The 14,907-nt window shown below is 33.3% G+C and carries 11 protein-coding genes and 1 riboswitch; all 11 genes read right to left on the reverse strand.

Annotated elements, in window-relative coordinates; all coding sequences use genetic code 11:
• Positions 1-31 precede the first annotated feature (31 nt).
• Positions 32-1,315 (reverse strand): EF-P 5-aminopentanol modification-associated protein YfmH, encoded by a 1,284-nt coding sequence (gene yfmH, locus B6K90_RS11475; protein ID WP_088012892.1) that lies wholly within the window; start codon positions 1,313-1,315, stop codon positions 32-34.
• Positions 1,315-2,586, reverse strand: coding sequence for an EF-P 5-aminopentanol modification-associated protein YfmF (gene yfmF / locus B6K90_RS11480; RefSeq protein WP_407920517.1), 1,272 nt, complete (start codon positions 2,584-2,586; stop codon positions 1,315-1,317). Before yfmF ends, yfmH begins: the two co-directional genes overlap by 1 nt.
• 334 nt (positions 2,587-2,920) lie before the next feature.
• On the reverse strand, positions 2,921-3,868 hold the full coding sequence (locus tag B6K90_RS11490; RefSeq protein WP_088012896.1) for an ABC transporter permease: 948 nt from the start codon (positions 3,866-3,868) through the stop codon (positions 2,921-2,923).
• Between the two features lie 3 nt (positions 3,869-3,871).
• A complete protein-coding gene (locus B6K90_RS11495) occupies positions 3,872-4,939 on the reverse strand; it encodes an ABC transporter permease (RefSeq protein ID WP_088012897.1) in 1,068 nt (355 codons plus the stop codon).
• Positions 4,936-6,459: an ABC transporter ATP-binding protein gene (locus B6K90_RS11500; protein ID WP_088012898.1), complete on the reverse strand. Its 1,524-nt coding sequence runs from the start codon at positions 6,457-6,459 to the stop codon at positions 4,936-4,938. Before B6K90_RS11500 ends, B6K90_RS11495 begins: the two co-directional genes overlap by 4 nt.
• 262 nt (positions 6,460-6,721) lie before the next feature.
• Positions 6,722-7,825, reverse strand: coding sequence for a BMP family lipoprotein (locus tag B6K90_RS11505; protein ID WP_088012899.1), 1,104 nt, complete (start codon positions 7,823-7,825; stop codon positions 6,722-6,724).
• 164 nt (positions 7,826-7,989) lie between these two features.
• Positions 7,990-8,715 (reverse strand): GntR family transcriptional regulator, encoded by a 726-nt coding sequence (locus B6K90_RS11510; protein WP_088012900.1) that lies wholly within the window; start codon positions 8,713-8,715, stop codon positions 7,990-7,992.
• Positions 8,716-8,958: 243 nt separating this feature from the next.
• A riboswitch (purine riboswitch) is annotated at positions 8,959-9,060 on the reverse strand.
• 60 nt (positions 9,061-9,120) lie between these two features.
• Complete coding sequence (locus B6K90_RS11515) at positions 9,121-11,505, reverse strand: DNA translocase FtsK (RefSeq protein ID WP_088012901.1); 2,385 nt, start codon at positions 11,503-11,505, stop codon at positions 9,121-9,123.
• Positions 11,506-11,628: 123 nt separating this feature from the next.
• The gene (locus B6K90_RS11520) at positions 11,629-11,841 is read right to left on the reverse strand and encodes a YlzJ-like family protein (RefSeq protein WP_088012902.1); all 213 of its coding nucleotides are present in this window, start codon (positions 11,839-11,841) and stop codon (positions 11,629-11,631) included.
• Positions 11,838-12,521 carry a ClpP family protease gene (locus B6K90_RS11525; RefSeq protein ID WP_235821793.1) on the reverse strand — a complete coding sequence of 228 codons (684 nt, stop codon included), beginning with the start codon at positions 12,519-12,521 and terminating at the stop codon, positions 11,838-11,840. Before B6K90_RS11525 ends, B6K90_RS11520 begins: the two co-directional genes overlap by 4 nt.
• Before the next feature lie 167 nt (positions 12,522-12,688).
• Positions 12,689-14,359 (reverse strand): ribonuclease J, encoded by a 1,671-nt coding sequence (locus B6K90_RS11530; protein WP_088012904.1) that lies wholly within the window; start codon positions 14,357-14,359, stop codon positions 12,689-12,691.
• Positions 14,360-14,907 lie beyond the last annotated feature (548 nt).

Genomic DNA, 14,907 nt, shown 5'->3' on the forward strand with positions numbered 1-14,907 from the left:
AAGCATCCCATAAAGGATGCTTTTAATTCATTCAATGAGGAAGAACGAAAAATTCACTCATATAGTCTTCATTTATTAGATGACTAGCGCTTTCTTTTAAATCCTCTACAGTGATAGATTGTAACACAGATACGATGTCAAATAAATGCATATCTAGGAACGCGTATCGTGTAAATTGGTTTGCAATATATTCTGGAGAATTTAATGAGCGTAAGAATCCTCCAATTTTCTTTTTAACTACGCGATCGACAATTTCTTTTTCCCACTGATGATTTTTTGAATCTAATAATACTTCTTTTATTTTTTCAGAAAGTTTTTCAGGTGAAGTTGAATCTCCTCCGATGATTGCAAAAGCAAAACCATTTTCTGCAGAGTAATCATAAGAGAATGTATCATCGATTAATCCATCTTCATACATTTGTTGATACGTATTTGAGCCTTTGCCAAATAAATAATCAAGTAATACGGAAATTGATAATTCATGCTTTAATAATTCGCTTCCTCCTCTAGGTGCAGAAAAGTCTTTTACGCCAACGAGTACTTTCGATGATTGGACATTCATATGTAACACTTTTTTCTTTTCTGCAGATTCAGGAGTTTCTTCTGGGAAAAATCTCTTTATTTCATTTGCTTCTTTGAACGTTTTTTTGCTTTGGTTATCTCTAATTAAATTCATTGTCTGTTCAGGGTCTACTGGACCTACAACAAAAAACAACATATTACTTGGGTGATAAAACGTTTCGTAACAAGTATATAGTAATTCTTTTGTAATTTTTGAAATTGATTCAACCGTACCAGCAATATCAGTTCTAACAGGATGTTTACCATATAAATTTGCAATCATCCCAAAATATTGTCTCCAATCAGGATTATCTTCGTACATTTTAATTTCTTGACCAATGATCCCTTTTTCCTTTTCAACACTTTGATCAGAAAAATATGGATCTTGAACAAAATCAATTAAAGTCATTAAATTTTGTTCTACATTATTCGTTGCAGAAAATAAATAGGCAGTTCGTGTAAAACTTGTAAACGCATTAGAGGAGGCTCCTTGTTTACTAAAAACCTGGAATACATCCCCATCTTTCTTTTCAAACAATTTGTGCTCTAAAAAGTGAGCAATCCCATCTGGTACAACTAATTTTTCATCTTTTCCTAAAGGAATAAATTCAGAATCAATGGAACCGTATTTAGTTGTAAAGGTCGCATATGTTTTGTTGTAGCCTTGTTTAGGAAGAATATATACTTTTAATCCGTTTTCAAGCTCTTCGAAATAAAGCGTTTCATTCAATTGTTCAAAATACTTTTTTTCCATTATGCTCCCTCCTGACCTTTTAAGAAATATGTTGTATGAAGTTTTATTTTATTAGCTACTGCCACAATTTCATCTTTTGTAACTTTTTCGATTTCAGGGAACCAGTCCTCGATCGGACGTTCATTTCCCGCAGCTTGGTCATTGAATAATGTTTCAATGATTCCATAAGCAGTATCCATACTTTCTAATAAACTGTTTTTGATTACTAATTTTGTTTGAGCAATTTCATCTTCGGTGAAATTTCCCTTTTTCATTTCTTCAAGTTGTTCAGCAATTATTGTTGTTGCTTTTTCATAGTTTTCACTTGCTATACCTGACATGACCATTAAGATTGATTTATGACTTTCAAAACGAGAAGCAGCATAGTATGCTAAGCTATTTTTTTCTCGAACATTAATAAATAATTTTGAATGAGAGAATCCGCCAAAAAGCCCATTAAACACTTGAAGTGCAAAGTAATCTGGGTCTTTAATCGAAATTTCAGTAGTATAACCGATGTGTAGTTTAGCCTGATTTAATTTTTGCTCTTCAATTACTTCATTAGGAGAAATGACTGGCGTTGCTTTTTTTGTTTCAACAGTCAATTTTCCACTAGATGTGTTTTTAAAGTTCTCTTCAACTAGTTGTTTACATTCGTCAAATGCAACATCACCAACTATATAAAGATCAACTAAATCTTGCTGCAAAGCCTTTTCATAGTATTTATATAGTGACTCAGCTGTAATTGAATTGACATCTTCTGTTTTTCCATTTGCAAGTAACGCATAAGGTTCATCCTTAAACATTTCTTCCACAAGTCGTTGATTTGCATATTTCAATTTATCATCATTAATAGACTGAATTCTTTGTACTTGGGTTCTTTTTTGAGTTTCAACATGCTTAGCTGAGAATACCCCATTTTCTAAAAATGGATTTTGCCATATTGAAGAAATAAGCAAGAGCGCTTCATTTAATAATGAACCTTGATTTGAAAGGTATTTTTCATTTGCAATATCAATTGTAAATGACATAACATGATAATCACCCTTTTTTGATACGTCTACAAAGAAGGTCGCCCCAAATAATTCTTCTAATTTTCTTCTAATTTCACCATTAGTAGGAAGATCTTTTGTTCCACTTTGCAATACATAAGGTAAAATTCCGCGATACGATACTGTTTCTTCTTCAAGTTTTCCACGTACTTTTAACGTAATCGAATTTGTTTTAAACTTTTCAGTTGTTACCACATGTAGTTTAATACCGTTAATATCACTATTTTTGTACTGTAACAAATTCAAATTGAACCCTCCTTAGACAATTGCTATTTACTCATATTTATTTCCAATATCTTCATTGTATCTCTAATTTTACCAAAAATAAAACCTACTGCTTAGTTTACCCAAAATAATTATTTCAAATAAAAAGAAGCTTCCTAATTTAATAAAGGAAACTTCTTTATGATGTTGAAAAAGAACTTTGTCCATTAATTGTGGTAATTTATCATCGAAAGGAAGTTGTGTGATCTTAATTTTCACTACAGTGTGCTCGCTTTCCATGGGCTTTAATTTATATTTCAACAAATAAAAAAGCTCCCTAACTAAATAGGAAGCTTCTAAAAACAATTATTTATCGTTTACCTTTTTCATACGCAACACCAACTGATTTTGGTGCTTGAGATGATTTTGAGAATATAACTAATGCGATTAAAGTTACAACGTATGGGAATAACTTTAATGCTAATGGTGGTATATGAGCTAAACTTGGGATAACTTGCGATACATTGGCAATAGTTGTAGCTACACCAAAGAATAATGTCGCTGCTAAAATTCCAAGTGGTTTCCATTGTCCAAAAATTAATGCAGCAATTGCTAAGAAACCAAGACCTGCAACACTTCCTGTAAATTCGCCAGAGTATGTTACTAAAATAATTGCTCCACCTAATCCAGAAAATGCGCCTGAAATAATGACGCCTAGATAACGAATGCGGTATACATTAATACCTGCTGCATCAGCTGCTTGTGGGTATTCACCACATGCGCGTAGACGTAACCCTAATCGAGTTTTATAAAGTACGAATGTACTAATGATTAGAATAGCGATTACTAACCAGGTTGTAGAATACGTGTTTTTAAAGAACAAATCCCCAAGAATTGGAATGTCCTTTAATAAAGGAATATCACTACGTGTAAGACCATTAATACTAATATTTCCTGATCCAGTAATATTTCTTGCTAAGAAGATTGTTAAAGCACCTGCAATCATATTAATTGCGATACCACTAATAACTTGATCTGCATGTAAGTTGATACTTGCAAATGCATGTAGTAAAGAAAATAAAGCACCTGTAAGAACTGCTACAAGAATTCCTACCCAGATTACCCAAACTTCACCTTGATGTGTTTCTTGTAGTTTTGAAATTGTTAAGGCACTAGAGAAACCACCAACAACCATTAAACCTTCTAAACCAATATTTACGACACCGCTTCGCTCAGAAAATAAACCACCCAATGCTACGATTAATAACGGAATCGTATAGGCAATTGCATACGGGAAAATTTGTATAATTAAATCCATGCCTTATTTCACCTTCTCTCCTACATTGCTGTTTTTGTACTTGCGTGATTTGGTTACTCGATCTATAACTTTTTTAATTAAAATACTAGTTGCAGAGAAATAAATAATGATTGCAATGATAACATCAGCAATGTCTGGTGGAATTGAAGTCATTGCACTCATAAAGCCTTTACCAGAATATAATAGTCCAAAGAAAATAGCTGAGAAAAATACGCCAATTGGAGTATTCATTCCTAAAAGCGCCACGGCAATTCCGTCGAATCCTTCAGTTGGTAAAACACCAATTTGAATTAATGATGCGTTACCAGCGAATTGAACAACACCTGCTAAACCGGCAAGTCCACCTGAAATCATCATTGATAAAATAACATTTCTATTTACAGAAATACCTGCATACTCAGCAGCACTACGGTTGTAACCTACTGCCTTTAATTCATATCCTAATACTGTACGATTAATAATAAATGAAATTACGATAACCATAATTACTGCAATAAATAAACCGAAGTTAATATATGAATCTCCAAATAAACTAGATAAAAATGGCATTTTTAATGTTGCAGAATCTGCAAGCATTTTTGACTCTGTTTCAGTACTACCTTTAAAGTATTGCGGAACTAAATAATAAACAGTCCAATATGCGATCCAGTTCATCATAATTGTCGAAACTACTTCGTGAACATTAAATTTAGCTTTTAATAGACCGGGAATAAATGCCCAAGCAGCACCTGCAATAAAAGCTACAATTACCATAATCGGAACTAAGATAAGAGTAGGTAAATCGACAGTTAAACCAACTGCAGAAGCACAAAATCCTGCGAAAAGCATTTGTCCAGCTGCACCTATATTAAATAAGCCAGTTCTGAATGCAAAAGCAACAGAAAGTCCTGTTAAAATTAACGGGGTAGCCGTAGCTAGCGTATTACCAATACGCTCCGAATCTTTTAATCCACCTTGGAATAAATAAGTAAATCCTTCTACTGGATCATTACCTGTTACAAAAATTAACAATGCTCCAGCTAGTAAACCTAATAATATGGCAATTAGAGAAATGATTCCTCCCTTTTTCATGCCCCTTCACCTCTCCTTATACCAGCCATCATTAATCCTAATTCATCTTCATTTGTGTCTTTAGCATTAACGACATCAATAATTTCACCAGCATTTACGATTGCAATGCGGTCTGATAAATTAAGAACTTCATCTAGCTCTAAAGAAATTAGTAGAACTGCTTTTCCACTATCTCTTTGCTCTATTAATCTCTTATGAATATACTCAATCGAACCAACATCTAATCCACGCGTTGGCTGACAAGCAATTAACAACTCAGGTTTAAGCTCAATTTCACGACCAATGATTGCTTTTTGTTGGTTTCCACCAGACATTGATTCAACAACTGTTTTTGCACCTTCACCTGAACGAACATCAAATTCTTCAATAATTTTTTTAGCATGTTTGGCAATTGCCGCTTTATCTAAAACACCATATTTAGAAAATGGTTCTTGATTATAAATCTCTAAAACTACGTTTTCTTCGATTGTATATTCAAGAACAAGACCTCTTTTTTGACGATCTTCTGGAATATGAGCAATACCGCTGTGAATTCGCTCGCGTATGCTATTTTTTGTAATATCTTGTCCTTTTAATAAAATAGTACCTTCTTCAATAGGTCTTAAACCTGTAATTGCCTCAACAAGTTCAGACTGACCATTACCTTCAACTCCGGCAATCCCAACGATTTCACCTGCTCGCACTTGAAGAGAAGCATTTTTTAAACCTAAAACTTTTTTATTATTTTTAACACTTAAATTGTTTACATCTAGTACAACTTCACCTGGCTTTGATTCAACCTTATCTACCTTGAAAGACACCTGACGTCCGACCATCATAGATGCCATTTCAGATTCAGAAGTTTGTTTTACATCAACTGTACCAATGTATTTCCCATGACGAATGACTGTACATTGATCTGCAACAGCTTTAATTTCTTTTAATTTATGTGTAATGATAATGATTGACTTACCTTCATTAATCAAGTTCTTAATAATCTTCATTAAATCTTGTATCTCTTGTGGAGTTAGTACTGCTGTTGGCTCATCTAGGATTAGTACTTCAGCATTACGGTATAAAGTTTTTAAAATTTCGACTCTTTGTTGCATCCCTACTGTTATATCTTCAATCTTTGCATATGGATCAACATTTAAACCGTAAGTTTTAGAAAGCTCTTCAATACGTTTTGCTGCTGTCTTAATATCTACAACTAGACCTTTTTTAGGTTCAAGACCAAGGATAATATTTTCTGTTACTGTAAAGTTTGAAACTAATTTAAAATGTTGGTGAACCATTCCAATTCCTAGTTCATTTGCAACATTTGGATTTGAAATTTTAACTTCTTTACCCTTTACTTTTATAATCCCTTTTTCAGGAGTGTACATTCCAAAAAGGACGGACATTAAAGTTGATTTCCCTGCTCCGTTTTCACCTAATAAAGCATGAACTTCACCTTTTTTTAATCGTAGTGTAATATTATCGTTCGCTATAATGCCAGGAAACTCTTTTGTTATATTTAGCATCTCCACTACATATTCCATAATTTTCCTCCTTGTATATTACGAAGTCATTTATTTTTAAAGTTTTACTTGATTTCGAAATATTTTTCTATATTTTTATTTAGGTAGGGCTTTACTCTCTCACCCAATAGTCACGCCCTAATCAATTATAAGCTTTACCAATATAAGTGCTTACAATTGATTAAAACATGAATAGTTATAATCATTTATAGGGTAGAAGAAGCATATAAAAGGATTTCCTTTCCTATGCTTCTTCTTCATTTATTAATTAGAAACTTAATAATTATTTAATTAAACTTCCTCTTTCGCTTGCTACTACAATTTCACCAGACTTAATTTTATTGAAAACATCAGATACTGTTGTTAAAGTTTCATCACTTAAGTTTGGATTTTCTTTTGGTAAACCAATACCATCATTTTTCGCATCGTAAGTTAAAGTTTGTCCACCAGGGAATTTTTTATCTTTTTCAGCTTTTACCATATCAGAAGCAGCCTTAGCTACACCTTTCATAGCAGAAGTTAAGATTACTGATTTGTTATCTTTATAAACACCATCAGCGTACTGATCTACGTCAACACCGACAACCCAAACTTCTTTTCCACTAGCTACTCTGTTTTTAGCTTCTGTAATCGCACCTTGTCCAACTCCACCTGCTGCAGTGAAAATTGCTTTAACGCCACGGTCATACATTTGAGCTGCAATTTGTTGTCCTGCTGCTTTGTCTGTAAAGCTTCCAGAATATACTACATTATTAGCTTTTAAAGAAATGCTTGTTCCAAGTTTTTCGTTTGCATATTTAATACCTTGTTGGAATCCCCAGTTATATTTTTGTACTGCAGGAATTTCCATACCACCGATAAATCCTACATCACCAGTTTTTAATTGAACTGCTGTTGCGATACCAGCTAAGTAACCAGCTTCATGTTCTGAGAAGAAAATTGAAACTGTGTTCTTTTTTACATTTGGTGTCATATCATCTGCAGTGTGTGGTGTACCATCAATAATTACAAATTTATCATCTTTATATTTATCTTGCGCTTTATTAATAGCTGTTTCAAATTTATAACCAGGAGTAATAATAAATTCAAATCCTGCGTCATTTAAGTTACCGATTTCTTTTAAGTAATCAGCTTCAGTTTCACCAGCTGGTTTTAAGTATTTTGTATCTTTCTTAAGATCAAAACCTAAATCTTTTGCTCCAGCTTGGATTCCTTCCCAAGTACCTTGGTTAAATGACTTATCATCGATTGTACCTGAGTCAGTTACCATCCCTACTTTAAATGCACCTTTTGCGTCTTTAGTATCTCCACCTTTACCACAAGCACCTAAAATTGTACCTGCTGCTAAGGCCATTGAAAGAACAAGACCAACTTTTTTCATCTTCATAAAAATTTTTGCCCCCTTAAATTTTTATTTACATTTGTACTAGCTTGGTTTATAATCGTTACCTTAACGATCCACCTCCCTAATAATTTCATGAAATTTTCAGTAAACAATAGTTGAAAACCAGCCAAAACTATTTTTCCTATATGTAATTTTGGCTATTCAATTTAATTTCTTTTTCTTAAGACATTAAAGCTGAACTGATCCGCTCTGAAGTAATTATAAGAATGTAAAACAGCACGGTTTAAGTCGTCAAAATGTAATTGTTCAATTAATAATAATGAAACATCTGGTTCACACTGTAATAAAGGAGATACTTTATCGTGATAACCTATTGGTTCAATTCTTGCACTTGAATATTCGATATTTCGACCAGTTTCTTTTTTGATGAATGAAAAAAACGAATGATCTTCATATGATGGAACCTGTTTAAAATAATTAGTCGGTAATTTATCAATGCAATAAACTACAGGTTCACCATTCGCTGTTCGAATTCTTTCTACTACGTGCATACGATCATCTTCTGTGATTGTGAAGCTTTTTAAATCTTCTTTCGTAGGAACTAGTAGTTTAGAAGATAGGAAGATTGTACCAGGCTCTTTACCTGCTTCAACAATCATTTCTGAGACACTACTTAATTGTTCAATGCCTGTCCTAAAAATTGGTTTCGGTTTCACAAATGTCCCGACTCCGTGTCTTCTAACTAAGATATTTTCTTCTTCTAAAACTCTCAATGCTTCTCTTAATGTTGCTCTGCTAACCCCAAATATTTTAGATAACTCATACTCTGATGGTAACTTATGATGTGGCAAATAAATACCATTCTCAATATCCTGCTTTATTCGATCCATCACCTGGAGATAAAGTAATCTGGTATCTGTTTTAATCTTCATTTCCCATCCCCCAAACTTCGGATTTCAGACATCAGTTGTTAGACATCTGTCGTATAATCCTTCTTTACTATACTGTTATTTTTTAATCATTTCAACACTTTTTTGAAAACGCTTTATTTTTTATTTCGATAATGAATAAATTGTTCATATATAACATAAAAAAACTCTTATAATCTACACTTCCACTTAGTGAAAAAGCTAGATTATAAGAGTTTTGATTTCGTAAATATGAATCATTTCTCCATAATAATGCCTTTTCCCCATAGTATTGCAAATATTGGTTGCAATGTAGAAACTTCCGACCCATCATGTCGATATTATATGAGGACTATCAATTTATCTGAAGAAATAATATCATTCTATGTCTAAAAATGTCAATAATGTTTCGACAATTTTTTCTTTTTGTTAAGACAAGGCTTGCTCATCTTCTACTGGTTTACTAATTAATACTTCCCTAGGTTTGCTACCTTCATACGGACCGACTATTCCATTATCTTCCATAGCATCAATTAATCTTGCAGCTCTTGTATAACCAATTCTAAATCTTCTTTGAAGTAGTGAAACTGAGGCTGATTGCATATTTGTTACTAACTCAACAGCTTCATTATAAAGATCGTCATTCACCTCAGATTTCCCATCTTTTTCCTCTTTTACCATCATCTCTTCTTGGTATTGAGCTTTTTGTTGAGAGATTGAAAACTCGACTACTCTTTCAACTTCATCATCAGATAAAAATGCTCCTTGTACTCGGATTGGTTTAGATGCACCGATTGGTTGATAAAGCATATCTCCTCTTCCTAGTAGTTTTTCTGCTCCACCAGTATCAAGTATAGTACGAGAATCTGTTTGAGAAGATACACTAAAAGCAATTCGTGATGGTATATTTGCTTTAATGACACCAGTAATAACGTCAACGGATGGTCTTTGTGTAGCAATAATTAAATGGATTCCCGCTGCACGAGCCATTTGAGCTAATCTGGTGATTGAATCTTCCACATCACTCGAAGCTACCATCATTAAATCAGCTAACTCATCAACTATCACGACGATAAATGGTAGTAAAGGTTGTTTAGAATCAGTCATCGTGTTATTTTGTTTAGTTAATTCATTATAACCTTCAATATTTCGAGTACCTGAATGAGAAAATAGCTCATATCTTCTTTCCATTTCACTAACAACTTTTCGTAACGCTTGTGAAGCCTTTTTAGGATTCGTTACAACCGGTGTTAGCAAATGAGGAATACCATTATAAACATTCAATTCAACCATTTTCGGATCAATTAACATTAGCTTTACTTCAGACGGTTTTGCATTCATTAAGATACTAACAATGATTCCATTTATACATACACTTTTCCCACTACCTGTCGCCCCAGCTACTAATAAATGCGGCATTTTATTAAGCTCTGCAAATACAGCATCACCTGCGATATCTTTCCCTAACGATACAGCTAATGGATTTTGTAATTTCGGATTTTTCGCTTCGAGAACTTCTCTAAGTAATACAGTCGTTATATTCGTATTAGGCACTTCAATTCCAACTGCAGATTTACCTGGAATCGGAGCTTCTATTCGAATATCTTTAGCTGCAAGTGCTAGTGCTAAATCATCACTAAGGTTTACAATACGACTAACTTTTACCCCTGCTTCTGGATATACTTCATATTTTGTTACCGCAGGTCCATGATGTACTTTTGTTACTGTAGCCTTTACACCAAAGCTTTGAAATGTTCTTTCAAGCTTGTCCGCATTTTCCTTTAATTTAGACTCATTTTCACGTTTTTTAGCACCCTTTGGGTAGGCTAATAAGTCCATTGAAGGCAATACGTAATCTACCTTATCATCAATTCCTACTTCTGCAACTGGCAATTCGATTGACTGATCGTCTTCCTCTGCAAAATGAGCCTGAATTTGATTCGAATTATTTGCGATTATCAATTCTGGTTCCTTTGGTGGTTGATATGTAGGAGAGTATTCAATTTGAATCTCTTTTTTCGGCTCGATGGTCTCATCTTCAAATGAATTTTTAGCTTGATAATTTAGACTATTACTGTCTGTCACTTCTTCATCATTATCTTCGTAAGCATCTTTCTTTGCTTTTCTCTTTTGCTTAGCTTCAGCTCGTCTACTAGTCGTTTTTTGTTCACGACCACGTTTCCAGAAATTTGCAAAATCCTTCCAGCTATCTGAAATTAAATTTCTTACTTTTGGCATTATATATTGATATATATAACCGCCAAGTGGCTTACCAGTAATAAATAAAACGCCAGCAACAATTGCAATAATACCGAATAAAATCGCACCGGTTCGATCAAATAAGAAATATAAAACTGCAAAAAGTATCGCTCCAATCATCCCTCCACCAAGATCGACTGTACTAATTTTACCTTTGGCTTCAATTAAGAATAAATCTAGCGTACTTTTTATGACAGATTGATCATGAAATTGATTATTTTTTGCTAATAAATCAAATAGAGTAACATGACTAAACATCAATATACTAAAGAAGATTAACAATCCACCAATCGTAATGCTCGAAACAAATGGAGGTCTTTTTCGATAAATAATGCTATATGCAGATAAACCGATAATAAAAAGAAAGCTAAGCATGTACCATTCTCCAAAGAAGAATCTCAAGAATAATACAAAGGCTTTACCTACAATACCAAGCTTTAAAATTGTTACGATTGATAGTGCTAAAAATATTAATCCACTAATTTCATACCATATTGAACCATTTCCACTTACTGATTTTCGAGCTTTTGACTTTTGCTGCTTCTGCTTTGCCATGTAATTCACCCCCATCTAAATTTGCAGATTCGCCAAAGAAAGCAGCCTTTTGGCTGCTTTCTTAAATTGAATTTATTATAACATATCAGAACATATGTTTACCATGTATTGTTAATAATTACCTCATGTTGGAAGAACTAAAATTCTTTGACCAGGTGTATATTGCATATAATGCTCGGGATCAGTACTTACAATTCTTTTAATTTCAAAAGCTGTACCCCCAACACTATCAACCAACATTGGAACACCATTGTATTCCAAAAACTGCTGCGATGTGAACTCTTGTTGATCAACAGGAAAAATCGATTCAATTGGCATAATTGTATAAAGAATCAAAACTCATTCTCCTCTTTATTAGACTTTTCTTTTCGTTCGTCAATCAATTCTTGCAATTTACTTAGTGCTTGCCCAATCCCACCTACATCATCAATTAGTCCATATTTTACTGCATCTCCACCGACCACATTTGAGCCAATATCTCTTGTTAAATTACCTTTTGTAAACATTAATTCCTTGAAACGTTCTTCAGTAATATTTGAATGCTTCGTAACAAAACGAGTTACCCTTTCTTGCATTTTATCAAGATATTCAAACGTTTGAGGAACACCAATTACTAAACCAGTTAGACGAATTGGATGGATTGTCATTGTTGCCGTTTCAGCAATAAATGAATAGTCAGTACTTACTGCTATTGGCACTCCGATACTATGTCCTCCGCCTAAAACGATTGATACAGTAGGTTTCGTTAATGTGGCAATCATTTCTGATATCGCTAGGCCGGCTTCCACATCTCCACCGACAGTATTAAGAACAATTAATAATCCTTCAATTTTTGGATTTTGTTCGATCGCAACTAATTGCGGAATTAAATGTTCATATTTAGTTGTCTTATTTTGAGGTGGTAATGCTACATGTCCTTCAATTTGCCCAATTATCGTTAAACAATGGATTTTTGAATCATTGCTTGCTGGAACATTTGTTTGTCCTAACTGCTGAATTTTTTCAACAATGCTCATATCCTTTTGATCATTTGGCTTTGGAGGTGCTTCTTCGTTTGGAATAGGTGTTTCATTATTTGAATTTGTCAAAACGGTTCCCCCTATCATTTTTCATACAAGTTAGTATGTGAAAATAATAAGGAAAACATACCCATCTAGGAGTAAGAAGTAATGACCATTTAAAATTATACTTCCATTAAAATTGGAAGAATCATTGGTCTTCTTTTTGTTTCTTCATATAAGTAAGCGCTTAATCCATCTCTAATTGAATTTTTTAATAATGTCCATTCAATTTGATCGTTCTGTAACATTTTTTCTGTAATGTCTTTTACAATTTCTGTTGATTTAGTTATTAATTTTTCGGACTCACGAACATAAACAAAGCCGCGAGTTATAATTTCTGGACCAGATATGATTGCTTTCTTTTGCTTGTTAAACGTTACGACAACGATTAATATTCCATCTTGAGAAAGTAGCTTACGATCACGTAATACGATATTTCCAACATCACCGACACCAATTCCGTCAATTAAAACGTTGCCAACTTCGACTTTTTCAGTTCGAGAAGCTTGACCATTTTTAAACGAAACGATGTCCCCTTTTTCAATAATAAAAATATCTTCTTTTGCCATCCCTACTTCTTCTGCAATATGTGAATGTGCTTTTTGCATTCGATATTCACCATGAACTGGTATGAAATATTTAGGCTTCATCAATTCAAGCATTAATTTTAATTCTTCTTCATACCCGTGACCAGATACGTGTACCTTTTTATACCCATAAATTACATTTGCACCAGCTCTAAATAATAGATTTACAGAAGAGGCAACTAACATTTCATTTCCTGGTATAGGTGTTGCTGCCATAAGTACAGTATCACCTTTTCGAATTGAAACTTGTTTATGCGTACCTTTAGCAATTTTTGAAAGGGCTGCCATCGGTTCTCCTTGTGTGCCCGTTGTTAGGATGACAATATCTCTTTCTTTATAGTTATCTGTATCCACAACTGAAATCATTACATCATCAGGGATTGATAAATAATCTAATTCCTTCGCTATTTCAATCGATTTCATCATACTACTTCCGACTACTGCTAGTTTTCGCCCAGCCTCTACACTTGCATTAATAACCTGTTGGATTCGATATATATTTGAAGAAAAGCAAGCTACTAAAACTCTTCCTTTTGCATTCATTATTTCTTTTTTAATTTCTTCCGATACTTTCTTCTCAGACCCTGAAAAGCCTTGTCTTTCTGCGTTTGTGCTATCAGATAGCAAACATAATACACCTTTATCTCCAATTAATGCTAGTTTTCCTAAATCTGCACCTGGATAAGGACTTTTTGATTGATCAAATTTGAAGTCTCCAGTAAAAACTACCGCACCTTGTGGCGTATTTACACAAAATCCAAATGAATCGGGAATGCTATGAGTAGTCCTAAAAAAACTAATTGAACTATTTTCAAATGTTAATAAAGTAGTTTCGTCATATAGTTCAAATTGCTCAAGGTTTTTAATACCCTTTTCACTTAATTTTTCTCTTATAAATAAATAAGCTAATTTATTAGTATAAAACTTTACTTGTGGAAGTTTATTCATAATATATGGAATCGCACCAATATGATCTTCATGCCCGTGTGTTATAAAAACACCTACTATTTTATGTGCGTTTTTCTCTAAATAACTTACGTCTGGTATGACATGATCTATTCCGTACATTTCTTGGTCAGGAAACTTTAATCCTGCATCTAACACGTAAATCAATTCACCAACTTCGACTATATACATATTTTTTCCGATTTCTCCTACCCCACCAAGGGCAAAAACTTTTACTTGTTCTTTCATTTCCTTCACCACAACCTGTTCCTCCTAGTTAATTCTTTAAATTTACAGACCGTTCAAAATCTTACAAACATTATATCCTAGTCCGATCAGGTAAAACAAGATACATTCTTCCTTAAATAGGAAAATCGGATTACTTTGGGTATGTATTTTTAATCATTTTTCAACTCTCAAGTAGCTATGAATAACATTGAAAAGAAAAATTGTTGTTTCCACTTCAGCTTGCCTTCTTAAGGCTAGGATTAAAGACTACTTGTATTAATTGGTACAAATATAGAGTACCTTTCGACAATTTTACTACCATAGTAATCATATTTTCAGATTTCTAAAATTCTCTTATGCCCCTATAGTGTTGTTCAAAAAGTATCTCACTTTAATAGTTAAATTCTTTTATTTATTTAGATGGAATGGTCAATTTTTACTTAATACAGGAATATGAATATGTTAGAAAAGGAGGATAAATATGAATGTTAATGAAAGAGAACCCCATAAATTAAACAAATTCCCCAAACAATATACCCATCCTCCATCCAGTAATTATGAAGAAACTCACTTATCCAGTA

The organism is Gottfriedia acidiceleris (assembly GCF_002128425.1).
GTDB classification, from domain to species: domain Bacteria; phylum Bacillota; class Bacilli; order Bacillales; family Bacillaceae_G; genus Gottfriedia; species Gottfriedia acidiceleris.

Excerpts from the sequence above, each read along its gene's own strand:
- yfmH (WP_088012892.1), bottom strand. The coding sequence starts at position 1,315 with ATGGAAAAAAAGTATTTTGAACAATTGAATGAAACGCTTTATTTCGAA.
- B6K90_RS11505 (WP_088012899.1), bottom strand. The coding sequence starts at position 7,825 with ATGAAGATGAAAAAAGTTGGTCTTGTTCTTTCAATGGCCTTAGCAGCA.
- B6K90_RS11495 (WP_088012897.1), bottom strand. The coding sequence starts at position 4,939 with ATGAAAAAGGGAGGAATCATTTCTCTAATTGCCATATTATTAGGTTTA.
- B6K90_RS11515 (WP_088012901.1), bottom strand. The coding sequence starts at position 11,505 with ATGGCAAAGCAGAAGCAGCAAAAGTCAAAAGCTCGAAAATCAGTAAGT.
- B6K90_RS11490 (WP_088012896.1), bottom strand. The coding sequence starts at position 3,868 with ATGGATTTAATTATACAAATTTTCCCGTATGCAATTGCCTATACGATT.
- B6K90_RS11525 (WP_235821793.1), bottom strand. The coding sequence starts at position 12,521 with ATGAGCATTGTTGAAAAAATTCAGCAGTTAGGACAAACAAATGTTCCA.
- B6K90_RS11510 (WP_088012900.1), bottom strand. The coding sequence starts at position 8,715 with ATGAAGATTAAAACAGATACCAGATTACTTTATCTCCAGGTGATGGAT.
- B6K90_RS11500 (WP_088012898.1), bottom strand. The coding sequence starts at position 6,459 with ATGGAATATGTAGTGGAGATGCTAAATATAACAAAAGAGTTTCCTGGC.